Raw genomic sequence first — 24,492 nt, 5'->3', positions numbered from 1 at the left:
CTTAACCTACCTTTCTAAGAATCATTTCAATCTCTTCCGGCGAACCGGCCTTCAGAATTGCGTGAATCATATCTTTTTCCAGCACCATTTTCATGATGCTCTGCAGCACTTCAATCTGCTTTCCCTCTCTGCCCAGTGCGATGTTGAAGATAATCCGGACTTCCGTCGTCAGGTCGTGGTTATCCATCTGCCGGAATAAGACCGGCTCGCGCAGAACCGCTATGCCAAGAGCGGAAGAATTCACATGCTCCGGAACCACATGCGGAATTGCAACATTGCAGTGCGGCAAAGCCAATCCGGTGGGGTATTCGGTTTCGCGCTTTAAAACGGCGTTATAGAAGGACTCTTTTACTTTTCGGGCCTTATAGAGCGCTTCAAAGATCTGCCTGAGGGCGTCTTCTTGATCGGCAGCCCGCACATCCGTCAAAATGCAGTCACGGAAAATCATGTCTTTCAGTGTCATTCTCTCATCTCCTTACAGTTACAGTTTCAGGGCAGTCTCAAAGGCACGGACGGATTCCCGCATGGCACTCGTATTTCCCGCGGCGACGTCTTCCCAGCGGAACATTCCAGACCCGATGCCGAGATATTCGGCGCCGGCGCCGATAAATTCCGCCGCGTTATCAGCGCTGATACCGCCCACCGCCATCAGGCGCCGATGCCCCATCGGACCGGACAGCTGCTTGAAATAAGAAGGGCCCACCGTGACCGCAGGAAAAATTTTTACAATATCCGCGCCGCGCTCGAACTGTGCCGCGACTTCGCTCGGGGAGAAAGCGCCCGGCACACTGATAACGTTCTTTTCCCTGCAATACCGCAGCATTTCACGCGTGAAGGTGACGGGAGAAAGAACAAAATCAACACCCGCGTCCACCACATCTTCCAAGGCTTCCTGACAGGTAACCGTTCCCGCGCCGAACAGAATACGGTCGCCGTATTTTTGAATCGAATCCCTAAGAATTCTGCTGGCATCCGGCGTGTTATAAGCAATTTCGACAGAACGTATTTTACTCCTGCAAAGAATTACAAGAATACGATCCGTCTCCTGTGCGGAAAATCCGCGCAGAATACAGGTGACGCGCGGAAACTGGTCCAAACTCGACTTCATTGACACGCTCCTCTCAAGGGTAAAAAAATAGATAGACATAAGCGGATCGCTCACATCTATCTATAAAAGAGCAAATACTATGCCAGATTATTGGCTGTTTTTGTTCAGCTTGTCATAATTTCATATATTTTTGCAGATGATTCGGCGTGGCGCAGGCTGTAGAGCCGTTGTTCATCCTGAATTATCCGGTGAAAAATTTGTACGGCCTGCGTGCAGCTTTCATCCAGAGCGAACAAAAACACCAAGTCAGGCACAAAATCTTCCGCCCATTCGATGGGCCGGCGGGTTTTTGCGACACAGATTGCAGGTTTTGTGACAAAAGCCGTGTCCCCATGAGGAATGGCAATTCCACCTGAGAGGCAGGTTACCCCCATATTTTCCCTTTTGTAAACGCTGAGCAGATAATCCGAAGTGACACATCCCGAACGGAAAAGCTTCTCCGTCAAAAAGTCAATCGCCTCGTTTTTATCCGTGAAGTCGACATCACAGAAAATCAGTTCCGGCCGAAGTAGCCCCGAAAGACCGCTTCGAACCTGGCCGCAGTCGGCAAGCAGGTTGGTCAGAGTCATCGTTCCATGACCGGAAAACACATAATTCATGGAAAGGAAAGGGATTCCGGGCAGATCCGGATTCATAGTGCCCACGACGACAAGCACATCATATTCTTTTCTGATCCGCGCCAATTTTTCGAGCATTGCGCGTCGGTCCATAATGCCGAGCTCAATAATATGAATGCTGCTGCATTCCGGAATCGTGGCTTCCATAAAGCCGCGGATTTTGCGCGCGTTTCCCTCGCCGGTCGCGCACACGGTCAGAACCGCAGACGGTTTTCCGGTGCGTCTGTCACTGCGGAAATAACCCGCGTTCAGCCGCCCGGATTCCAGCGCGTCGGCCATCTCGTCCAGTGTGCATTCCTCGCTCAGCCCCGCGCGCCTTACGGCATCCAGAACCATCAGGGTATCCACACGGGCAACGCAACGCACCGGGATTCCGGTGCGAAGTTCAATTTCCGGCGCGAAAGTCGCCGGAGAACCCATATCCACCAAAAGCAGGCAGCCCTTTCCCTCATCGATCTCCCGTATCTTGCAGACGGCGTGTTCCAGAGCCTGATCGCGCTTTTCATCGAGTCCCATCGCAATACCGACGGCATTGTCATCCCGAAGCAGTCTGTTTGCCACATCCGCCATAGCCGGCCCAACTTCTCCGTGGGTCAGCACGACAATTCGGACCCTGCTGGCAGGCTGACTGGAGGAAAAAGCATGCAGGTACATCGTTAGAATTACAGTCTCTTCTTCCGGCAGGTTCAGACCGATCTGTCTGGAGCAGGACTCAAGCATCGCGCGGGATGCCCTGTATTCCTTCGGGTATTTTTTTCGTAAATTCGCGGGGTCTTCCTTCGGGCTGTACGTGCCGGACGCCAGATTCCGCACAACGGCATCCAGATGAATGGCAAGAACGCTCTGCAGGTTTTCGTCCAGGTGGGAAAATTCCGATTTCAACGGTTCCACCGCCTGCTGCACAGCAAACCACACCGTCGGGTCCACCAAGCTGCTCAGCATTTGTTCGCCGTCCTGCGGCCCGGCGCCGCTTTCCCTTTGGTCCTGGTAAAACAGGCGAATCTGCCGGGAGAGTCTGGCTCTTGCCACGCGGAGGCCCTCCTCGTCGTTCATACCGTTTTTCTGCAGTTCCAGCAGGGTATCTCGGATCATCTGATAGATGCCTTCCTTGGGAAACTGCACTTCCCCGCCGTCCAGTTCGTTCCCCGACAAAACAAGCTCGCGCCAGAAACGCCCGCCGTCCTGTCTGCGGTGACTGCGAAGCTGTGAATCGGTCCGCAGCAGGTATTCCACCAAGTCCGGACCGATTCGAACCTCATTTTGATTTGAGGACATGCTTTCCAGAAACGCGTTCGCACAGCACACCTGAATATCGCTGTGAAGTTGGCCGACGTTGCCGGGGCATGGGTATTGCAGCAGAATATTGACGGCCTGCGGGTCGACAATTAAAGTCTTTTTCAGCTTGGCGGCCTCCTGGGCGAAAAAATAACGCAGAATGGCATACCGCTCCTGAACCGATCTGTTTTCAAGATCCGGCATCGTAATCAGCATCGGGATACGCCTGCGAAACGTCAGCAGAAGGCTGGACTCCGGTGCGGAGGTGGTCGCGGCGATCAGTCGGACGCTGACCCTGCGGGCCGGACCGGAATCGCCGAGCCTGCGGTAGGCACCCTTGTCAATCAGATAAAACAGTTGCTCCTGCCCCTCGCTTGGAAGCCGGTGTACCTCATCCAAAAATAGGATTCCTCCGTCCGCTTTTCCCACAAGACCGTCCCTCGTCTCGTTCGCGCCGCTGAACGCCCCTTTCGCATAACCGAAAAGCTGACTGATCAGCAACTGCGGATTATCCGCATAGTCCGCACAGTTAAAAGCAATAAACGGCGCGTCCGGAGGAAGGTATCCTTGATGGACGGCGTATTGGTACATCGTCTCCGCCAGAAATGTTTTACCGGTGCCGGAAGGGCCGATAATGAGTGTGTTCAGCCCGTTGGGAGGATAAGCCACGGCCGCTTTCGCCTGGTTAATCTGGGTTTTCAACCCGCTGTCCCATCCTATGATACCGGAAAAATCCTCTTCTTTTCCCGTCTGATTCTGTGAAGAAGACTGCTTTTTTTCAGTTTTCCCCAAGGAAGGCGCCGGCAGTTCTTTCCGAACCATATTGACAAGATACCGTGAAACAGCGTACCCCATTTCGTTCAGACCTATAGTCAGCGCACGGTCGGAGAGGGAACCATTCTTCTCAAGAAGGGCCGTGCAGTCCTTTCTGAGTACGGGTTTGATTCGCTCTCTGGAATCCGGTATCCCGCTCTCATGACGGAGAGTAACCACACGTTCCCGCCGTATTCCCAGAAGAGATGCCAGCTGACTGTCGGTATACGGTCGGCGCGGATTTTCCTTTTTCAGATATTCCATTAATTTATTCTGCATATCACGTTCCCTCTGCAAAATCCCACAACAGGCCCACCGGCGTTCATTGCCCCGTAAAAAAGCGCCTTGGATTTTCCACAACCATCCGGTCAAATTCGTTTTCTGAAAGATAATGCATAAGCTCCCGCCTGAGCCCCGTAAGGATATATGCAAGCCCCGGGCGGCCGCCGTAAGCCGGAAGATAATTCACCTTGCCCATATCTCCCGACAGGGTAATATGGTCGATACAGCCAGCCTCCAGCAGCTCCAGAATCATCTTCACACGAACCCTGTCGTGATCCGCAAGCTCCCGGCCCACATGGTCGAAGCAGATATTGGCTCCTCTCCTGCACAGATCGATTGCATACCGGGCATCCAGCTTACTGTCGATATGGCAGAGCAAAACATCGGACGGATCCACTCCGAGCTTTTCGAGCCGGTCCAGCTGCTGCATCCCCATGGTGCCCTTATCACAGTGGGTGCTTACCGGAATTCCCGTCTCAAGGTGCGCGCGGGCAGCCAATCGGATGGACCGCTCCTCATTCGGCGTAATCTCGTTCAAACTGGTGCCGAATTTGATAACTCCCGGATGGATCCCGGTTCCGTCCATACCGTTTTCCATGTCGTTCAGCAGCAGGCCGTACAGCTCCTCGTCATTTTTCTCCCCAAACCAGGGCGGCATGAATTCCTGTTTATGAAAACCGGTGCAGCAAATCACCTGGATGCCGGCAGCATGCGCGATTCTTTTACAAGCTGCCGGATCCCGGCCGTAATTGATCGGGGTCATTTCGACGATCGTTTTACCACCCGCTTCCCGAAAGCTTTCGGCTTCCCGAGTGGAAGCCCGTTCATTCTGGAGCGTATAATCGGCAAATCGGGGTTCATCCAGTTGGGGCTTTACCATCAGATGTTCATGGACATAGGTAACGCCCAGCTCATCGGCCCCGACCCACCCGTCCACTGTCATTGCTTTATTCCACTTATGCACAAAAGTCACACCCTTTCCCAGTCAAATCCTATTCAGTATAGCATAGCAAGATTTGCTTTTCAATCACGCACGGCTCCGACCATTTTAGGGACGAAACCTTTTTCATTGCAAGCTTGATTGTATTGAAAAATTTAACATGATATAACGCGGCGGAAGGAAAGCAGGGATAGAACACGGGAGCTCTTGGCGCAGTACCGGGAAAACATTTTTTGGGTTACCGCTATTACGATGCCCGGAAAATTGAGCCGCTGTTCGAGTTTGGTTATCGGTGAATTCCTGAAAACCACCCTGGACCTGAACGGAATTTCCACCCAAAATCTTGCCAGGACCGACCGGGTGCACACCACGCTGGTTTTTGTTCAGCTGGACGAAAAAGGGGACCGGTCCTTTATTTATTGCCGCAATCCAGGTGCGGATATTCTGCTTACGCCGGAGAATGTTCATTCGGATCTGCTGTGCAATACGCAGGTAAAATCCGAACACGGAGGCGGCTGCCCCCTGTTCGGATTTTTTTGTCATGCCAAGCGCCGTTAGGCGGAGCAAAAGGCGGCGTTTCACGCTTTCAGAATAAAAATGGACCCCAGAGCAGTTGAGCATTCGAACGGCGGCTTACCGTGAAAGAAGGAATAGTAATAACGTCACAAAATGACTTGTTTTCCCTATGCGAATTACAGCCCGAAATTAAAACCATTAAGACAATCTCGCAAATTCATAGCCTTCTTCTTTCGCCTTGTCGATAAAGGAACCCAATATATCCGCATTATCTTTGGAAACGGCATGAAGGAGGTAAATTGCTCCGTTATGAAGACTGTCCACCACTTTCTTATACGCCTTATCAGCGCCCATCTGTTTTTGAGGATTCCAGTCGACATAGGCAAAGCTCCAAAAAACAGATTTGTACTTTAGACTTTGTGCTAAAGCAAGCGTTCTTTCAGAGAATTCGCCCATTGGCGGGCGGAATAATGTCATGGTGTAATTGAAATTTTCCTTGATATAGCTATGCATCTTCGTGATTTCATCGGATGCTTTAGAAAGACTCAGAGTCGGCATAGACGGATGGGTATAACTGTGATTTCCAACAATATGCCCTTCTTGAATCATGCGTTGAACCAGGTCCTGGTTCCTCTTTGCATAATCATAAGTCACAAAGAATACGGCGGGTACTTGTTTCTCTTTTAATGAATCCAGTATTTTTGAAGTATATCCGTTTTCATACCCTTCATCAAAAGTCAGGTATATTTTTTTCGTATTGTCCCCGATAAAAACGGCGCTGTATTTTCCATATTTATTTTGAAATTGCGTACAGGATACGGGGCGTTTATCAGAGTCAACCTGCGTACCTTGCCCCCAGCCTTGTTTTGTATTGTCCAAACTCCCTAAATCTGTTAAGGGACCAATGGAGCTTGAGCTTTCATTTTTTGCTTGTGCTACGGCGCTCTTATCTGCGTTTGCTGTCACTGCTGATGACTCTTTTTCCGATGCAGCAGAAGAACTGTTATCGTCAGTAGAATTTTTACCGCATGATGTCAAAAGAATCAACATACAAAATATCAATGGAATCACTGATTTCTTCATCTTTTTCACTTCCCTTCAGTTTAGTATGCATGAATTAAGTTTGATTATTTCTGTGAAAACATGGCAGGTCTCATGCAAAATTGGCGCTGCGGTTGCAACCTTTCTTTATATGGACCCAAAAAATGCGGAAAGGGAACTGATCTGAAAAATATGTTTCGACTTTTGTCTTATAATTGCCATCCAGTATCCTTTCAACGCGGAAGGCAGGCCATTGAGTTAAATATCGCATTTCATCTTCTGAAAATGTTTTATCCGGTAAAATCAGATGCAAGATCAACATGGTAAGCATAAATATAAACGGAATTACACGTAGGATGCTCTGTAAAGCAGCAGAAGTGGTTTTTCTAATTATTCGCATTGTAATCCTAATCCTCCAGATTAAAATCGAAAATAAATAAACGGGTTGTAGGTGGAACCAACCATATACGCCGTTGAAAAAAATATGAGTGCGCAATAATACGCGTTTGCCGCTATTTTATAAAGATTGCATGGAACCCTTTTTAGTGATAACGCCAGTTTCTTCGGCCAAGGTGTGGCCGCTATGATACATACAAGATACAGGACGGTATACGGTTCAAGCTTAGCGATTGTTTGGGCATCAATCAATACATTGCCTCTCGCTCCTAACAGAATTCCCAGATAACTCAGCGCATCCGTCAGGCTGGAAAATTCAAAAAACACCCAGCCTATCACAATTAACAGCAGTGAGTATGTGAGACGGATAGCTTTAGGCCATCGTTTCATCCGCTTTTGCAAAAACATTCTCTCTAATACTATTAAAATGCCAAAATAAAGTCCCCATAAAACGAAATTCCAGCTTGCGCCATGCCAGAGTCCCGTAAGCAACCATACGATGAGTATGTTCCGAATTAGCTTCCATTTGCCCTCACGGTTTCCGCCAAGAGGGATATAGACATATTCCTTAAACCATGTTCCAAGGGAGATGTGCCACCTTCGCCAAAACTCCGAGATGCTTTGCGAAATATATGGATACTTAAAGTTTTCTTTGAAATGAAAGCCAAACATTTTTCCTAATCCGATGGCCATATCAGAGTATCCGCTGAAATCGAAATAAATTTGCAAGGTAAAGGCAATGATCCCGCCCCATGCCATAAGTACAGATATTTCTGTACCGGGCATGGCTTTTACTTCAGACCATAGCGGACCTATATTATTGGCGAGCAGCACCTTTTTGGCCAGACCGCACAGGAAGCATCGAAGCCCCGTGCTGAATTTTCGGAGAGTCGTGTGTCTTTCGGCTAACTGTGATTCAATGTCCGCATAGTTCACAATCGGCCCGGCGACCAGCTGCGGGAACATCGAAATATAAAGTGCAAACAGGATCAGACTTTTCTGCGGCTTTATTTTCCCCCTATATACATCAATTACGTAGGATAGCGCTTGAAAGGTATAAAATGAAATCCCGATAGGAAGCGCCGGCGCTGCCGTATTCAGATTCCCGCCGCCGATGGCTGCTATTGTACCGATTAGCATACCGAAATATTTGTAATATGCGAGACAGCCTAAATTAAGCACCAGACTTATTGCTAATAAAAGCTTTCGTCTTCGCTTGCCGGTAGTATCTTTGTCTAAAAAAGAACCTATGCAATAATTTATTATGATGGAGATGAACATCAATAATACATAGGCAGGCTCTCCCCATGCATAGAAAAACAGGCTTGCGGCAATCAGCATGAGATTCCTTAAATGCTGTCCATTGGCCCACGGGCGAACCGTTCGAGGAGTGAGCGACCCGCATAAAGAATAATATAAGATTACCGTGACTGGCAAAAAAGCGAATGTAAAAAACAGGCTGCTGAATACCATATGCCCACCGTTATATTGATTCGGAGAGCTTCTTCAGCCACAGCTGATAAAATTCCTTTTTGAAATGAACACCATCTTCGGCAAACAAATCGGGGTTTTCATTTACTATAGCCGCTATGTCCACATAAGTAACGGATAGCTTTCCCGCCATTTCTTTCAGTAGCTGATTATATTCGTCTATTTCTTTATAGCGCGGGTACTGCTTTATCGCCTCCTGTGTTACGGGCATTATGGATTGGAGATATATTTTTATATCCGGCACCTTCTCCTTTATTTGATCAATCAGCTTTGTCAAATCAATTTCAAATAATGCTTTCGGATCATCTACCGGCATGAGCATATCGTCCGATCCTAACAGGATAAAGACGTTATCCGGTTTCTTATCGGCTAAATCATCCATGTACTCTTCATAGACATATCCGGCCGTAGCTCCCGCCCCAGCCATTATATTTTCGCTCGGCAGGATCTCATTAAAAGCAAAACCTTCGGTAATGGAATCTCCCAAAAACACACTGTTTTCAAACTGAGCCTTAATATCATCATCTTCGGCTGCTTTATTTCCGGCAGGTTTATTTCCGCAGGCAGCCGTACCAATTAGAAGAATGCCTATCAGGAAACATATCATTATTTTTTTCATAAGAAATACCTCTTTCCTTTTGATACCTGGATGTTACAGCAACAAAATGCAGAACAGGTGCAGAAGGGATGAAGTTTGGATGTTGTTTTTCCTTCCTGCTTAAAAAAACAGCCGCGAAGGATATCATCCTTCACGGCTGTCACGTTTTTTTTACGATATCAAGTTAAGGCCAACTATTGTTTTATGGCTGTACCGGCAGTATAAAGAAAAATCGGACGCCGTCTTTTGTATTTTCCACACCATAAGATACATGATGAAGCTCCAGTATTTCCTTGGATATGGAAAGCCCAAGACCTGTACCTGATTTGGATGATCTTTCCTCAACACGATAGAATTGATTCCATATCTTTAACCTATCTGCCTCTGAGATCGGATTTCCCTGGTTTTCTATGTTGATTTCTGCTGCTTGTTCATTGCTTTTTACGGTGATTACAATCGCATGTCCATTTTCCGTATGCCGGATCGCATTACTGAGAAAATTGAAAATTACGCGGCTTATTAGACCTTTATGACCGAAGACCGTTTGGGGAGAAAGCTCTAAGGTGAGCGCGATATTTTTCTCCTCTATCTGCCCGGCCAGCGAAGCGGTGACGTCGTTTATCGCTTCATCAATCTTAAAAGGAGACATTTCAGGCTTATAGGTGCCGGATTCAAATTTAGCCAGATCCAGCATGTTGACGACTAACATGTCCGTCCTTTGTATTTCGTCTTCCATCGCCTGAAAGTAATGGTCTCTTTTTTCAGCCGCAATTCCGTCTTTTAAAATAGAGAGACAACTTTTCATAACAGCAAGAGGTGTTTTCAGCTCATGAGACACGCCGGCAATGAATTCCTTCCGTGTGTTTTCCAACTGCTTTTCTTTATCAAGATCCTGCTTCAGCTGATTAATATACGTTTCTATCTGGCTCGACAGGTAATTGATGTTCCTGGACAACTGACCGATTTCATCCTCGGAATGCACGGGCAGCTTTTCGGAAAAATCCATGTTTGCTATTTTTCCCGTAATCTTATTGATGGATATCAGCGGTTTCGCCAGCCACTTGGAAAAAATAAATGCTAAAAACAGAACGCATAGTAAGGTAAATCCAAAGAAGTAAGGATAGAATTGCCGTATGACCGCAATCGCCTCATCGACGGGCTGAAGAGAAATCATTGCGAAAATATACTCCGTTACCCCGTTTTTCTTTACCGGTTCTATGATGATCCTATATTCGGCAAAATTTTCTGTTGAACTCAGCTCTTCCGTCTCCTGAAGGAGTTTGGCATCATCAGCGAACAGACCGGTCTGAAATTCTTTTACCTGCTCCAAAAAATAACGATCCTGATAAGGAAACGGCAAATTCCCGGTTTGTTCTGGAAATACGGTTTTCGTTATGGTTCCCCTGTACAGACCGGTTTCAAGGTTACGGTACGCTTTATCGGCATGAGGCCCATTCAGTTTGTTTGCAATGTTTAAATTTACGAAACCCATTGGACCCGTCTGTATTTGATAAGGGATCTGTTCATCCGCTAGATTAACTGCGTCGATCGTTACGTCATCGCCTTCCTTTAGTAAAGAATGCACGTCGGATGAAAACTCTCCTTCAAAGGAGTACATTGGAATTCTCCAAATATTCTGGGATGCGTCTTTTAGTTTCACTTCAAGATAGTAACTTTTTACATCGCAGATCCGTCCGTATTTATCCAGTTTGGTTATCCAGACGTGGTTATTCTGATAAAGATCGGCCGATGCCGCTTCCGATCTTTTTTTGCAGCCAGATCAGAATATGTGTCCATGTACGTCTTGAGAGTATTTAATTTTTCATTGATGTAATACTTTTCAAAAAAGTAATTTTGCGCGATGCCAATGAATAAAAGCACAGTGGAAAAAATAAAAGCCAGTAATAGAAACCATTTATAAACGATACTTTTTCTCATAGCGGTTCCTCTTGGAATTTATATCCAGATCGGATCACGGTAACAATGCAGTTGCCTTTACTGCCCAACTTTGCACGCAGATTTCTGATATGGCTGTTCACTGTCTTTTCATCACCATAAAAATCATAGCCCCATACCTTTGTAATCAGCTGCTCTCTGGTAATTACAATTCCTTTATTTTGCATTAAATAAGCTAAAATTTCAAATTCTGTATGTGTCAAATTAATTGTAATGCCATCTGCATAAACAAGTCTTGATTCCATATTTATGACAATACCGTCGGATGATAAAGGCGTTCGTTCTATGGTATCAGCGTGTTTTTCAAGAAAGCGTTTTACTTTTGCCATTAAAACGCGGGGACTGTATGGTTTGATCAAATAGTCATCAGCGCCCAGCTCATACCCCAGAAGAGAGTCATCCTCATCGGAACGGGCAGTTAAAATGATTATGGGAATACCGGAGCTTTTCCGTATCCTGCGGCACACGGACCAGCCGTCAAGCTTCGGCAGGACAATGTCAAGGATTACTAAATCAACGGGATTTGAGTGAAACTGTTCTATAGCTTTCTCTCCATCGGCGGCCTCTAGTACCTGATATCCATCCGCGATCAAATAATCTACTATCACTTCGCGCAGAATATCTTCATCTTCAACAACCAAAATTTTATACATCATATAGCCTCCATAATGGAAAGGTGTCGGCGCTGTATTTTTATACATGAGTTCTTTTTACTATTGTACCATACTGCTACTTTCAACCCTTTTTATCGGCCCGATTTTTGTTTCGGATTATTCGGATATTGGAAATATCTGCCTTGAATTTCTTGATAATGATGAAAGGCAACTGATGCGGCCGCGTGATTTTCCCTGCCTTTTTACTTTTTATGCAATCGATTTTGGACGGCTTCCAAGCATCCTTCTGTGAATCCGTCTTTTCGTACGAAGGAATATACTTTATTGGAGAATTCCATGATAAAAAGATTGTCCGTTTGAACAATTCTCTTGATTTCTGTATAAAAAAGAGTTTGAACCGTTTCTTCACCGACCATTGTCCCTAAACGATCCCAATAAAAGATCATTCGCCCTGTACTGTTGTGAGTCATACAATACTGCTTATAGCGTACTCCACCAAGCCAATGCGGAAACACAGCGTACACGAAAATGGAAATGATCAAACAAAAAGTCATCAAGATCAGTAGTCCTTCTGATACGATGTGGGTTTTCAGCAGGGCTGATACAATAGCAGCCGAATAGATAACTGCCACACAAATAATGACTATAATAAAAGTTACTTTACCCGAATTTTTCCTGATTGCCTTCTCAAATTCAATGAAATCCGATTTGCCTAGCGACAGATTGTTTACCGCCAGAACGTCATTTTCATTCATGTTTTTCGCTTCCTCTCTCTGCACAAACGAATGCATCGCATGTTACCGTATGTTTTATAAGCACAATAATGTACGGAGTATAAATCGGACTAAACGGATTGATTAATCAAACCTATATGAGTGTCTGCCACAAAACTGTTTTTTTGATTTGATTTTGCAGCATTATTCCAAGCCTCATTATAGATACCCAAAAGCTCGGATTCACGGGCGTTCTCCGCCGTTGTTCCATAGGAAATCCACCTGCCGTTTGAGTAAGAGGCCACCATTTCACCAGTGCTGTCGTAAAATTCAGCATAAGACACATCAGCTGCTTCCTTACAATACTTAACGCTGCCAAGCAGATAGTCGATCAGGTTAAGTGTTTTAGGCTGTGGATTGCTATTTTTGAATATTGCTTTGAATCCCCTGGAGATAATATTCTTTCTGTCCGGAGAAACAGCAGAAACATAACTTTTTACCAGGCTTCTAAACCCAGCGGAATCCGACTGAAATTTTCCGGCAGACTGGTCTTTTTTTGCCTGTTCTATGATAGCTTCCCTGAATTTTTCATCGCTCATGGCAAGAGGTTTCTTCGTATTAAAGTCAAAATCGTTATAATTCGGCGAAGGTACATTACCGGTTTTCCTAGAGCCGGATAATAAGCTGCCTTTTGCGAAGGTGTCGTAATTTTCTACCCGCATATAATATCTCCTCTTTCACTTTTCATTTCAACACATAGAAACAGATCATATCTGTAAGTTCCTGAATCAAGGCAGATTCATCACAAGAACGGCCAAATATCCGTATGCTGTGAACGACCTCTTCTACACTCTTAAAAATCAGAAAGGCAGCGTTATTTGTATCGGTAACTCTTATTAATCTTCGGTTTTCATTTAACAGCTGCGCAATATGGTTAATCATTTCTGCCTCGTAATGATTGACGATATTCCGAATTTCTTCATCCGAATATGTCATGGCTAGAATTTCTCTGTGAAATTCGGGAGAATAACTGTGAGCGTCAAGCACTGCGAGGATATACTGCCGAATGATAATTTTGGGATCGTCATCCTGAAGGGGCTTCACCTGAACTTGGGCAACAACATGTTGATTGTATTCGTGAAGGATTTCAATAAATAATGCCTTTTTGTCGCTGAAATACGAGTAAAAGGCCCCAATGGATGATCCGGCAGCTTTTACGATTTCATTTGAAGATGTATTATAATATCCCTTTTCAGAGAACAGCTCTTGCGCGGCTGCTTTTATTTTTTTCTTTATTTCAATACTGCGCTTTTGCTTTGGTATTCTAACTTTATCAGCACTCATGCTGAGTCCACCACCAATCCTGTTTTATTTTACTATAGCAAGGGTGCATAAGTCAACAAACATGAGTCTGCGCTCTTGTTTGTTGACAAAAGGAATAGCTTCTGCTATTCTGCAATAAGAGCACTAGCTCTTATTTGCGAAATGGGGGATTCATGATGAGTAATTACATCCGGTTGAATTTAGGAATTACGAAAGTGTATCTGTTCCCGTGTACGAATGGTTATTTGCTAATTGATACCGGTTATGAAACCGATTATAAAAAGTTCAGAAACAGGCTGGAAAAGGCCGGAATCGAAATTGACCAGATCAAGTATTTGCTGCTTACCCATTACCACGACGACCACTCCGGTTTTGCAAATAAGCTCAAATACGAATTTGGGATTCCCTTGATTGTGCAAAAAAAATCTGTCCCTCTTTTGGCTCAGGGGGACAGCGGTGAGGAAGAAGAAGGACATTACATAACCCGCCGTATGCGGCTTTTGTTCTCCGTTTTCGAATTATTCCACAAGGATTTCAAATATCCGCCTGTTCTCATCAATAATCGGGATATATTGGTTGACGGTGATGATCAGAGAATCTTGCGGGCACTTGGCATTCATGCTGATATTTTGTTTACGCCGGGGCACTCTGCCGACTCCATGAGCGTTCTGTGCGATGATGGTGTTGCTATTGTGGGGGATGCGGCTATGAATTTTCTGAAATTCACCGGTACTCATTATCGTCCGATCTATTACAGTAACCTTGAGCAAACCTATCAAAGCATTCAAAAATTGATTTCTGCCGGAGCTCAAACGATATTGCCTGCTCACGGCAATCCTTTTCCCGCTAAAAAGCTTAAAAACATGCTTGCACGTTTTAATATTAGTTAGGGTTTTTCCCGGGCGGTTGGAGAAGGTGACAGACTTGCCCAAGAAGCATCCTTCCTATGGTTCTGGACCTTTCCGGATCTGGCGGGTGTTCTCGTTCCACTGCTGCCGATCTCCTCAATCCCTTTTTTACGGCAATGACCAATGAGCCTCAAATCATAAATCCTGGTACAAGTCATATTCAAATCATCGCCATAGGGATTTCATTTTCTATTGGGTCTCCGCTATTTTAATGGCAATCGGTCAGAAGGAAAAAGGTCAAATGTCCCCGAGTAAAAAAGATCTTATGTAATGCCGGGATAGGACTTTATATTATCCAAGCCGAATAAATTCAGGCATAGCAAAAGGCCGTCGAAAAAAAAAGTCGACGGCCTTTTCCGTGCAGAATTCAGATGTTATTAGCAACTTCAAAAGCATCCCAGATGGCATACATGATATTTGCCACATTCTTTGCGTCTCCCAGCAGATAGATTTCAGATACATCAAATTCGAGCTGCCGGTACAGCGAATTTTCAGGCTTGTAGCCGACCGACAGAATTACACTGTCACATTCCAGCTCTTTTGTTTCTCCGCTCAGGACCACTGAAAGTTTTCCGCCGCCGTAACCTGTGACCTTTGCGGAGGTAATTGTTTCAATGTTGTTATAGGGAATCAGACGTTCGAGCATTTCTCTATTTGCGTGGCAAAGAGGCGCGTTTACAGCTAGAAGTTTGTCAAGAGCTTCCACAATTTTGACTTTCTTGCCCTGCCGTGCCAGCCACAGTGCGGTCTCGCATCCAACCAGTCCGCCGCCGATGACGACCGTCGACTCGCCGGGATCTTTTTCTCCGTTTAGAACGTCCGCCGCCGTATAAACGTGGGCATCGTCTCCCAGAGAAAAGACCTTCGGGGTTGAGCCCGTCGCGACAATGACAGCGTCATAATCGCTCGAAAGGACGAATTTCTTTGTGACCTTGCGAAGAAAGTTTACCGGAACATTCAGCAGTTTCAGCTGATTCCGATACCATTCCGCTAATTTCCGGTCGTCTTCCTTAAAGTCCGGGGCGCCGCCGGGAATCAGGTTTCCTCCCAGCTTATCGGTTTGCTCGAACACCTCCGGCATATGGCCGCGCAGGGCGAGAACACGGGCCGCCTCGCATCCTGCCACACCGCCGCCGACGATAAGCACTTTTTTCGGTTTCACTACCGGGTTATAGGCTGTGAAGCGTTCACGGGCTGCCTGGGGATTCACCGCGCAGTTGATTGCCGAATATTCCTGAATGCGCCCCATGCAGCCTTCCTGGCAGGAAATGCAGGGGCGGATCTCGTCCACCTTGTTTGCTCTTAATTTGTTGACGTAACAAGGATCGGCCAGAAGCGGCCTGCCAAGGCTGATGATATCGCAGACGCCTTCTTTGATTGCTTCCAGCGCCATATCCGGGTCATCCATTCTGCCAGCACAGGATACCGGGACGTTGACCGCCTTTTTTACCAGCTTTGCATACGGCATATAGAGGCCCTTTTTCTGATACATAGGCGGATGGTTCCACCACCAAGCATCGTAGGTCCCGACATCGACATCCAGCGCATCATAGCCATACTGAACCAAAAGTTTCGCAGCTTCCAATCCTTCCTCGATATCGCGGCCCTTTTCATCGAATTTTTCACCCGGCAGAGCGCCCTCGCGCCAGTCCTTAATCATGCTCTTCAGGCTAAAGCGCATTGATACAGGAAAGTTTTCGCCGCAGCGCGATTTGATTTCCTCAACGATCTCTCTCGCAAAGCGAAGCCTGTTCTCCAGTGACCCACCGTATTCGTCCGTTCTCTGGTTGAACATTGAAATAGCAAACTGATCGAGCAGATAACCTTCATGAACGGCGTGAATCTGAACGCCGTCAAATCCCGCGCGTTTCGCGTTGAAGGCTCCGTCGCCGAACGATTTGACAATGCTTTTTATCTCTTTCACTTCAAGTGGGCGGCAGGTTTTGTTCAGCCACCGGTGTTGAATCGGAGAAGGCGCGACGGGCGGAAATTCCCCCAGGTTCGTAGGAATCGTCACACGACCGAATCCCGCCGACATCTGAAGAAAAATTTTGCTTCCGTAAGCATGAATTCGTTCGGTCATTTCTCTGCCGGTTCTCACGAAATGGACCGGGTTGTATGTGGAATTCGGGCAGTTCGGCATGCTTTGTTTCTCAACTTCACAGTCCGAAAAGGTGACGCCTGTGAGGATGAGGCCCGTACCGCCTTTCGCTCTTTCCACATAATAATCGATCCCGCGCTGGTTGAAGCCGCCCTCCGTGTCGGAAAGTCCGAGCGGACCCATGGGTGCCAGACAAAATCTGTTTTTCAATTCGACTCCGCCGATTTTGACCGGCTCAAATAGGACTTGATACTCTTTGTTCATTTAAGCCACCTCGTTTTCAATTTTGTTTAACCTGAAACTCTGTTTCTATCGTTATTAATTTAATCAATGCCACTATAATGCCAATAGCCACTACTGAGTCAAGGAACCTGATATTTATAATATCTTCACTTTCAAAAAAGTGCAGAGCGCCCGGCGTCATTCCAAGGATCCGCGCGACATCGCTGATGCGGTATTTGATTTTGATCACTCCCAAGCCTGTAGCGACTGTTGACTTTACTTGGATTTGCTGAGTTGCTATTCTTATTACTTGTTACTTGGTTTGCGGGGCACTAATTATATCAGAGGATTTTCCACAAAGCCGATTCCTATTGCTCCAGGACCTGAATGCGCTCCTACGGTAATCCCCAGGTCACTTTTATAAATTTGGCCGGCAAAATTGCTTATTTCTCTTAAATAATTGATGATATAGTCCGCATCTTCCTGATATTCAGCGTTTTGTATTATAACAATCATTTTATTGATATCACTTATTCTTGAAACCGCGATATCGATCATCGTTTTAAGTGAGTTTTTTCTTCCTCTTACAGCTTTGACCGGGTGAACGACGCCATCCACAAATTCACAGATCGGTTTAACGTTGGTTAGTTTTCCAAGGAAAGCGGCCGCGCCTCCGATTCTGCCACCGGATTTCATATATTTTAAGCTGTCCACCGCAAAAAGCGTGGTTGTATTTAAAACCATTTTATTGGCCGTCTCAACAATATCCTCAAAGCTCTTACCGCTTTCGATCATTTTAGCGATCCCAATTTCCAATGAAGCCTGTCCACAAGCGCAGATGTTTGAATCGATCACCTCTATTTGGATATCGCTATTTTCTTCTTCAAATAGTTTTTTTGCAGATATGGCCGTTTGAAAGCTTGAAGACAGTTTGGAAGAAATTGTCGTCACAATATATTGTTTCGCGCCCCTCGCATACTGCTGCTCAAATATGGTTAACCAATCATAAATATTGGGACAAGCTGTTTTGGGGACCTGATGGGGATATTCTTCCATATGCTTATAAAAATCAGTAATGTTATAATCGATATTTTCGCGGCAGTAATCGGGGTTGTTAAATTTAAAATAGAATGGAACCTCACTGATGTTTTGCTGGTTAATAAAACTTCGTGGCAGATTACCCGAGGAGTCTACTATTTGGCATATCGCCTTGCTCATTAATTCACCTTCAAAAACAATTTATTACCCGTTGTGAAGCCTGTGGCAAAGTTGATTCAACTTTTATCATTTATATCATAATACTTATTTTGACAATAGGCAATCATTGGCTGAAATCTTATTAAGAGCGCATTCCGACGACGCCACCGTTTCATAGCGCAAGTTGGAGACTGAATGTGGAAACGCAAAGTTATTCAACCGATTGCTTCTTGTGACCGCGCACATCCCGGCGCTTGTGGACTAAGTGTGGACCGAATTTGGCAAATTTTTGAAATTGGTTCCTATATCGAGTGCCATTTTAGCTCTCAGCGAAAAATATACTTCGTGAATTATTGGCCTTCGTGATGTGGATAATACTGTTTTAAAATCAATATCCTTAATATTTTTCCCTGTAATAACACCGGGCTATCCGTAGGTGTTTTTAAGGCTGCGTGAAATGGAAATAATTTACTGTAGAATGCGATGCTATCCCCTTGATAATATGGCGCGCGGTCGCCATGCGCCCCTCCTTTCCTGCAAAAATCAAAATGGCTTTCTCTATAACAAAACACCAGATACGCCGTGATTTGGCTATAGAGCCATTCAAGGACGTGCTTTATGCCTTTGGCGTCGTTGCTTGGGGCGATTTGCTATCACAAAGCTGAGTATCCCCCTCTTACTTTAAGAACGTTTTTTCTTTGCATGCGGTTTCTGTTTAGAGTATTTTCACATAAATTTATTTATGTCATTGACTTTATATAACACTTTTGTTATGATATATATCGTTATATAACATTATATATCAAGGGAGGAAAACGCATGTCCTGGCTTTATGATATGTTTCATACGGAAAAACCCATTATTGGTTTGCTGCATTTAAAAGCACTGCCCGGCGATCCGTTGTTTTATAAGGATGGAAGTACCTTGAAAGAGGTTCTTAATCGGGCGAAATCCGACCTTGAGTCCTTGCAGGCCGGGGGAGTCGACGGAGTGCTGGTTACCAATGAATTCAGCCTTCCATATCAGAAAAAAGTTTCTCCCGAGACTCTGGCTGCCATGGCCTATGTGGTGGGAGCATTATCGGAAGATTTTACGGTTCCTTTCGGCGTGGAGGCAATTTATGACCCTGACGCCACAATCGAAATCTGTGCGGCTACGGCTGCGCAGTTCACCCGATGCATGTTTGCAGGAGTATGGGCGGGGGATCTCGGTTTGATTGACAGGGACATTGGAAAGACGATCCGGTTAAAAAGTGCGCTTCGGCTGGACAATCTGAAGCTGACTTATTTTATTAACGGGGAGGGGGAAGCGTGCCTGGGAAACCGGGAGCTTTCCGACATTGCGAGGACACTGCTTTTTAACTGCCGGCCGGACTGCCTGGTGGTTGCGGGAGGAATGGCCGGAAGTAAGCCGTCCTTGTCCCAGATGTCGCAGATCAAGGCGACCGCCGGCGATACTCCGGTTTTTTGCGGAACGGGCTGCAATCTTGAAAATGTAGAATCCATACTTGGCGTCGCGGACGGGGCCTATGTCGGGACGACGTTTAAGGAAGGGGGAAAAATTACAGGGAGAATCAGTACGGACCGGGTTTCCGAATTTATGAAAAAAGTCGATGAATTCCGGAAAAAGCACGCATGAAAAGAGGGATAACATGGAATCACGCTATTTTATGGGGATCGATGTAGGCACAAATGAAACAAAGGGAGTCCTAATTGATTCCGGCTGCAATGTGGTCGCATATTCCGCAAAAAAACACGAAGTGGAAAATCCTCAGCCGAATTTTTTTGAGCAGGATGCAGAGAAGATATGGTGGGGGGATGTCTGTTCCGTCAGCAAAGCCCTTATCCGGGAATCCGGCGTCAGCCCGTCTCAAATTATCTGCATGGGGGTCAGTGCCCTTGGATGTGACTGTCTGCCTGTTGATCAGAACTGCACTCCTTTATGCAATGCAATCTTGTATGGGATCGATTCGAGAAGCTACCGGGAGATTGAATATCTGAATCGATATTATGGAGAAGAGGCGGCTCAGAGACTATATGGCCATCCCATATGTTCCTCTGACATTGCCCCCAAAATACTGTGGATAAAAAATCATCTTCCCGACGTTTATTCCCGAACATATAAATTTCTGACGGCGTCGTCCTATATTACTGCCAAATTGACCGGGCGCTATTGCATTGACAAATATCTGGCGGAGGATTTTGCACCTCTGTACGATTTAAAAGCAGACGCGGTGAGTGAAGAGAATTGTTCCCTTTACTGCGGGCCGAATCAATTGGCCGAGGTCATGCGAGCAACGGAAACGGCCGGTACCGTTACTGCGAAGGCATCAGCTGAAACGGGACTGAATGAGAACACCAAAGTTCTGGTAGGCACCGGCGATTCCGGCGCGGAAGCGATCAGTACCGGTATTTTTGAACCCGGTGATATCATGATTCAGCTTGGTTCTTCCTGCTATTTCATTTATTTGGCGGACAGGCTGATCCAGGACCGCAGAGTCTGGCCCGGCACGTTTATCATTCCGGATACGTACAGCGTGTGTGCGGGAACGAATACGGCGGGGACCTTGACAAAGTGGTTTCGCGATGAACTCTATTTTGATATGGTTGCCCGGGAAAAAGATGGAAAGAATGCTTTCGACTCCATGGCGGAAAGCGTTGAAACCATACCGGCAGGAAGCGACGGCTTAATAACCCTGCCCTATTTTGCGGGGGAAAGGACCCCCCTTAACGATCCATTTGCAAAAGGAGTCTTTTTTGGACTTAAGCTCGGCCATACGAGGGCACATCTTTATAAATCGGCTTTGGAGGGAATTGGGTATTCCATAGCCCAGCATTTTGACATTCTGGAAGAAAATAATTTACCCATTAAAAAGATAATGGCTGTGGGCGGCGGAACAAAAAATGAGCCGTGGCTTCACATCATTGCCGACATTCTGGGGCGAACCGTTTGCACTGCCAGGGTTTCGTTTGGGGCTTCCTACGGAGATGCGATTATGGCCGCCTTAGCCGGAGGGGCTTACCGCAGTTGGAGTGAAATGGAACATGTGATTCAGCCGGAACTGCTCATTGAACCCAACATGGAAAACCATGCCGTTTACCGGAAAAACCGGAAAATATTTGACGAGCTGTATCAAACGACAAAAGAGATGATGCACAGCCTGTCATAAGTCATGCAGTGGCTGTTTAAGGCAAAAATCATTCAACCGCTTCTATTGAATCCACAATATTCATTTTTGCGATTTTTTCCAGTGGAAAGCAAGTTGCAGCTAAACTAGCTGCAATCGAAAGTACCGCCGCCTCTAAAATAGACAGAACTGGAACGGTGACAAATTGTATTCTATCTGTAACGGCTGCGTTTACAAAAACTGTGCAGATATATCCTGCGACACCGCCAATTACCGAAGCAATTATGCCATAATAAGCACCTTCCCATAAGAAAGTTCTATAAAGGCTTCCGGCACTCATACCTATCGCCCGCTGTACCCCAATTTCTGTTACTCGCGTATGAATATTTGTATAAACGGTGTTGATGATATTCAAAATACCAATCATACCAATGAACAAAATTATGCCCCATGCAAGCAAACGGATTTGCTCGTAACTTTCTTGAAGCTGTTGGTCGGTATTTTCATAGGAAAGCCATGACCCACCTGTTCGCTCACACAGCGACTTTATGGCTTGTTCTACCGTTTCATGATTTGCGCCGCTTGAAAGAGTAGGATAAAGCTCTGTGTAATTGCCTTCTCCGGTAATATGGTCATACACAGTATCGTAGACAATCACCTGAATGCCATTCGTGAAACCGGAATTGTCCAGCGTAATCGGGTTATTTACTATTCCAAGAACTTTGAGTGATTTCCCATTAACTGAAATCGTTTCTCCTTTTTCAATTTTAGTTGAAGTGGTAGCTTTATCCCCATAAGCTATCGAAATCGGATTTTTAATAAGACAGGCCGTACCATTTTGAAGTGCCTGTAAATCCTGTTGCGAAAGCGACGGCAGCAATGACTGTATCCGTTTTTTGTCAATCCCAACCACTTGAAGGGATTCCCCCGCTTGCAAAGGAAAAGACAATTTCATATTTGAAATGCTTCCTGCTTTATCCGGCAGATACAATTTATATTTCAAAGTCGATACTGAACTAACACCGGAAACAGATTTTAAGTTTTTGACTTCCTCCGGTGAATACCCGGAATGTTGATTTGTAATCGAGTAATCTCCAATGTGCATTTTTTGAATTTTTGCGGAGGCGTCTAAAAGTCCTGAAAAACTCTGCAAAGCGACAAACACGGTGATGCTCATAACAAGAGATAAAATTGTTATAACCGTTCTGCCGCGATTGCGTTTCATGTTCATATGGGCATAAAATGCCTCAAAGTTATAAACATGCCTCAACTTGCGACTTCTACGCTTAACATCTGCGATTTGTCCGGACATTGCAATCGTGGGGGATACTTTAGCAGCGTAGCGGGCTGCGGGCATCGCGGCAATAAAAGCAAATAAAAGAGTAATAGCCGCACTAACGACAAGCGGAAAGACTTTGCCTCCGGCATTTTCCGCTATCATAGTTGCCAACTCATTCTGCCAATTTGCCATAAAAATTTTAGGAGAAAAAAGTCCTGTTGCAGCGATAGTGATACCTTTCGCTGACAATAACCCAAATAATATGCCAATGGGAATACCGATACCGCAAAGCGTGAAAAGTTGCAAAGATACGATTGCATATAGTTTGTTACGACCAGCGCCGATTGCCCGTAATGTCCCATATTCCTTTACTCGTTTTGTAACAGCGATTTTCAAAATATTATAGATAACCAGCCCCGCAGCAAGCAAAACAAGCGCACCGATCAATATGCCTACCATTGTCATAAAAGAGAATCCAGAAGCGGTATCTGACGATTCTTCGGCCCGATAATCTATTCCAAGAGCAGAAAGTAAAGTGTCATTATACTGAATGCAATAATCCGGGATGGAGTAATTCTGCGCTAAGTTATCTACCGTACTCTGAAATGTCTTTTTGTCCGCTGTCCGGATGTCAACAGAATAGAGCAAATACTTTTCTGGAAGTATTTTTTCGGCCGTACCTGTACCAACAATGCCGATAGCAGTTCCACTTACAAAGCCAATATAATTTGCTTTCAGAATGCCCGTTAAAATAAATTTGTGGGAATATTCATATCCAGGATCGGTATCATGTAGTAAGGAATCGTTAAGATCAAGAGAAATTGTATCGCCAATTTTTCCCCGAAAGCCCATCATACTTAGAATGTCTTGTGACAGGGCGATTTCTTCTGCTTGTTTTGGTAAACGCCCGCTTTCAAGCTGTGAATTGTTTTTGTAAGCAGACATCGAATTGCCCTCATACTCCCAAAGCTGAATAGAAATACTGCTGTTTAGAATCTTCGAAGTACCAATAGTTATCATCTTTCCGGTATAGGAAAGTCGGCTATCACCAGAAAGCAAATCGGCCTGTTCTTTCGCAAGCTGATGAAAAGTAGCATAGCGGTTGCCGTTTAGGTATGCTGCCTGTTGGCCGCGCATGGCACTTAAAATTCCTATAGACTGTCCAATTACGGTTGTCATCATGGTAGACAAGATAACCGCAATTAGAATAAGAATTGAAGTTATTTTTTGAGTCCGCAGTTCCTTCCATGCAAGTGTACGATAGGATTTCATCTTGCCGTCACCTCCGAGAGAACCCCATCCATAATGACAAACTGACGTTCTGCCATTTTTGCAATGCGGTTGTCGTGGGTAATGATAACGAGTGTTTTTCCCGTTCTATGCCAAATGTCGCGCAGCATGTCCATTACTTCACCACCGCTTTTGCTGTCAAGGTTCCCTGTTGGCTCGTCAGCAAAAACAATATCCGGCTGTGCTATCAGAGCACGGGCAATGGCAACACGCTGCTGCTGGCCTCCTGATAATTCATGGGGTAAATGAGTGAGCCTTTCGCTGATACCAAGCAATTCTGTAAGCAGTTTCAGATAAGCTTCATCTGGCTGCTTCTTATCGAGAAGTAAGGGCATAATTATGTTTTCCTTTGCTGTAAGAACGGGCAAGAGATTAAATTGCTGAAAAATAAATCCGATACGCTGCCGCCGAAACGCGGAAAGCTCCCGGTCGGCAAAACCATAAATATCTTTGCCGTCATAGGTAAGGCTCCCTGATGTGGGTTTGTCAAGCCCGGATAATAAGTGTAACAAGGTGCTTTTTCCGCTACCGGATGGCCCCATAATAGAAATAAAATCGTTTGCAGCAATTTCTAAATCAACTTTATCGACTGCAACAATCCTGCTTTCGCCACTGCCGTAGACTTTTGATAGCTCTTTTGCTTTAATTTCCAAAAAAAACACTCTCCTTTTCATGATCTAAGGAG

21 protein-coding genes are annotated in these 24,492 nt (G+C 45.5%); 4 read left to right on the top strand and 17 right to left on the bottom strand.

Features of this window, described 5'->3' with window-relative positions:
• Position 1: 1 nt before the first annotated feature.
• The 4 genes from CAFE_RS07540 to CAFE_RS07525 all read right to left on the bottom strand — a co-directional run bounded on the left by CAFE_RS07540 (position 2) and on the right by CAFE_RS07525 (position 5,059).
• On the bottom strand, positions 2 to 463 hold the full coding sequence (locus CAFE_RS07540) for a PTS sugar transporter subunit IIA (protein WP_156990244.1): 462 nt from the start codon (positions 461 to 463) through the stop codon (positions 2 to 4).
• An 18-nt stretch (positions 464 to 481) separates the two neighbouring features.
• Positions 482 to 1,108 carry a bifunctional 4-hydroxy-2-oxoglutarate aldolase/2-dehydro-3-deoxy-phosphogluconate aldolase gene (locus CAFE_RS07535; RefSeq protein ID WP_156990243.1) on the bottom strand — a complete coding sequence of 209 codons (627 nt, stop codon included), beginning with the start codon at positions 1,106 to 1,108 and terminating at the stop codon, positions 482 to 484.
• A 104-nt stretch (positions 1,109 to 1,212) separates the two neighbouring features.
• Positions 1,213 to 4,092 carry a sigma 54-interacting transcriptional regulator gene (locus CAFE_RS07530; protein WP_156990242.1) on the bottom strand — a complete coding sequence of 960 codons (2,880 nt, stop codon included), beginning with the start codon at positions 4,090 to 4,092 and terminating at the stop codon, positions 1,213 to 1,215.
• Between the two features lie 43 nt (positions 4,093 to 4,135).
• Entirely contained in the window at positions 4,136 to 5,059 is a 924-nt protein-coding gene (locus tag CAFE_RS07525) for a phosphotriesterase family protein (protein WP_156990241.1), read from the bottom strand.
• A gap of 183 nt (positions 5,060 to 5,242) precedes the next feature.
• On the opposite strand from CAFE_RS07525, the gene CAFE_RS07520 reads away from it, so the two are divergent.
• The gene (locus CAFE_RS07520; protein ID WP_166525083.1) at positions 5,243 to 5,593 is read left to right on the top strand and encodes a hypothetical protein; all 351 of its coding nucleotides are present in this window, start codon (positions 5,243 to 5,245) and stop codon (positions 5,591 to 5,593) included.
• A 156-nt stretch (positions 5,594 to 5,749) separates the two neighbouring features.
• Here CAFE_RS07520 and CAFE_RS07515 read toward each other — a convergent pair whose 3' ends face one another.
• The 9 genes from CAFE_RS07515 to CAFE_RS07475 form a co-directional block, all read right to left on the bottom strand.
• The gene (locus CAFE_RS07515) at positions 5,750 to 6,634 is read right to left on the bottom strand and encodes a delta-lactam-biosynthetic de-N-acetylase (RefSeq protein WP_083210241.1); all 885 of its coding nucleotides are present in this window, start codon (positions 6,632 to 6,634) and stop codon (positions 5,750 to 5,752) included.
• Between the two features lie 70 nt (positions 6,635 to 6,704).
• On the bottom strand, positions 6,705 to 6,863 hold the full coding sequence (locus CAFE_RS20015; protein WP_233452748.1) for a DHHW family protein: 159 nt from the start codon (positions 6,861 to 6,863) through the stop codon (positions 6,705 to 6,707).
• A gap of 149 nt (positions 6,864 to 7,012) precedes the next feature.
• Positions 7,013 to 8,461, bottom strand: a complete 1,449-nt coding sequence (locus tag CAFE_RS07505) for an MBOAT family O-acyltransferase (RefSeq protein WP_156990239.1) — start codon at positions 8,459 to 8,461, stop codon at positions 7,013 to 7,015.
• Between the two features lie 10 nt (positions 8,462 to 8,471).
• Positions 8,472 to 9,098: a GDSL-type esterase/lipase family protein gene (locus CAFE_RS07500; protein ID WP_156990238.1), complete on the bottom strand. Its 627-nt coding sequence runs from the start codon at positions 9,096 to 9,098 to the stop codon at positions 8,472 to 8,474.
• Between the two features lie 181 nt (positions 9,099 to 9,279).
• Entirely contained in the window at positions 9,280 to 10,695 is a 1,416-nt protein-coding gene (locus CAFE_RS07495; protein WP_233452744.1) for a sensor histidine kinase, read from the bottom strand.
• 316 nt (positions 10,696 to 11,011) lie between these two features.
• Positions 11,012 to 11,689 (bottom strand): response regulator transcription factor, encoded by a 678-nt coding sequence (locus tag CAFE_RS07490; RefSeq protein WP_156990237.1) that lies wholly within the window; start codon positions 11,687 to 11,689, stop codon positions 11,012 to 11,014.
• Between the two features lie 200 nt (positions 11,690 to 11,889).
• Entirely contained in the window at positions 11,890 to 12,402 is a 513-nt protein-coding gene (locus CAFE_RS07485) for a YcxB family protein (protein WP_156990236.1), read from the bottom strand.
• An 89-nt stretch (positions 12,403 to 12,491) separates the two neighbouring features.
• Complete coding sequence (locus CAFE_RS07480) at positions 12,492 to 13,082, bottom strand: hypothetical protein (protein ID WP_156990235.1); 591 nt, start codon at positions 13,080 to 13,082, stop codon at positions 12,492 to 12,494.
• A gap of 22 nt (positions 13,083 to 13,104) precedes the next feature.
• Positions 13,105 to 13,704, bottom strand: coding sequence for a TetR/AcrR family transcriptional regulator (locus tag CAFE_RS07475; protein WP_066649032.1), 600 nt, complete (start codon positions 13,702 to 13,704; stop codon positions 13,105 to 13,107).
• A gap of 152 nt (positions 13,705 to 13,856) precedes the next feature.
• Between CAFE_RS07475 and CAFE_RS07470 the strand changes: the two genes are divergently transcribed.
• Positions 13,857 to 14,573 carry an MBL fold metallo-hydrolase gene (locus CAFE_RS07470; protein ID WP_156990234.1) on the top strand — a complete coding sequence of 239 codons (717 nt, stop codon included), beginning with the start codon at positions 13,857 to 13,859 and terminating at the stop codon, positions 14,571 to 14,573.
• A 385-nt stretch (positions 14,574 to 14,958) separates the two neighbouring features.
• Here the strand turns inward: CAFE_RS07470 and CAFE_RS07465 are convergent, their stop codons facing one another.
• Complete coding sequence (locus tag CAFE_RS07465; protein WP_156990233.1) at positions 14,959 to 16,956, bottom strand: oxidoreductase; 1,998 nt, start codon at positions 16,954 to 16,956, stop codon at positions 14,959 to 14,961.
• A 294-nt stretch (positions 16,957 to 17,250) separates the two neighbouring features.
• Positions 17,251 to 18,132: a DegV family protein gene (locus CAFE_RS07460; protein ID WP_066649022.1), complete on the bottom strand. Its 882-nt coding sequence runs from the start codon at positions 18,130 to 18,132 to the stop codon at positions 17,251 to 17,253.
• Between the two features lie 798 nt (positions 18,133 to 18,930).
• Between CAFE_RS07460 and CAFE_RS07455 the strand changes: the two genes are divergently transcribed.
• The gene (locus CAFE_RS07455) at positions 18,931 to 19,749 is read left to right on the top strand and encodes a BtpA/SgcQ family protein (RefSeq protein ID WP_066649019.1); all 819 of its coding nucleotides are present in this window, start codon (positions 18,931 to 18,933) and stop codon (positions 19,747 to 19,749) included.
• A 13-nt stretch (positions 19,750 to 19,762) separates the two neighbouring features.
• Entirely contained in the window at positions 19,763 to 21,280 is a 1,518-nt protein-coding gene (locus CAFE_RS07450) for an FGGY-family carbohydrate kinase (RefSeq protein ID WP_066649188.1), read from the top strand.
• Between the two features lie 28 nt (positions 21,281 to 21,308).
• On the opposite strand, the gene CAFE_RS07445 is transcribed toward CAFE_RS07450, so the two are convergent.
• Both CAFE_RS07445 and CAFE_RS07440 read right to left on the bottom strand, forming a co-directional pair.
• Positions 21,309 to 23,789, bottom strand: a complete 2,481-nt coding sequence (locus CAFE_RS07445) for an ABC transporter permease (RefSeq protein WP_066649016.1) — start codon at positions 23,787 to 23,789, stop codon at positions 21,309 to 21,311.
• Positions 23,786 to 24,460, bottom strand: coding sequence for an ABC transporter ATP-binding protein (locus tag CAFE_RS07440; RefSeq protein ID WP_066649013.1), 675 nt, complete (start codon positions 24,458 to 24,460; stop codon positions 23,786 to 23,788). The genes CAFE_RS07445 and CAFE_RS07440 overlap by 4 nt, the downstream gene beginning before the upstream one ends.
• Between the last annotated feature and the right edge of the window lie 32 nt (positions 24,461 to 24,492).

The organism is Caproicibacter fermentans (assembly GCF_009746625.1).
Taxonomy (GTDB): Bacteria; Bacillota; Clostridia; order Oscillospirales; family Acutalibacteraceae; genus Caproicibacter; species Caproicibacter fermentans.
Note: the sequence above shows the minus strand (reverse complement) of the source record. Positions and strands in the feature narration are given on the sequence as shown.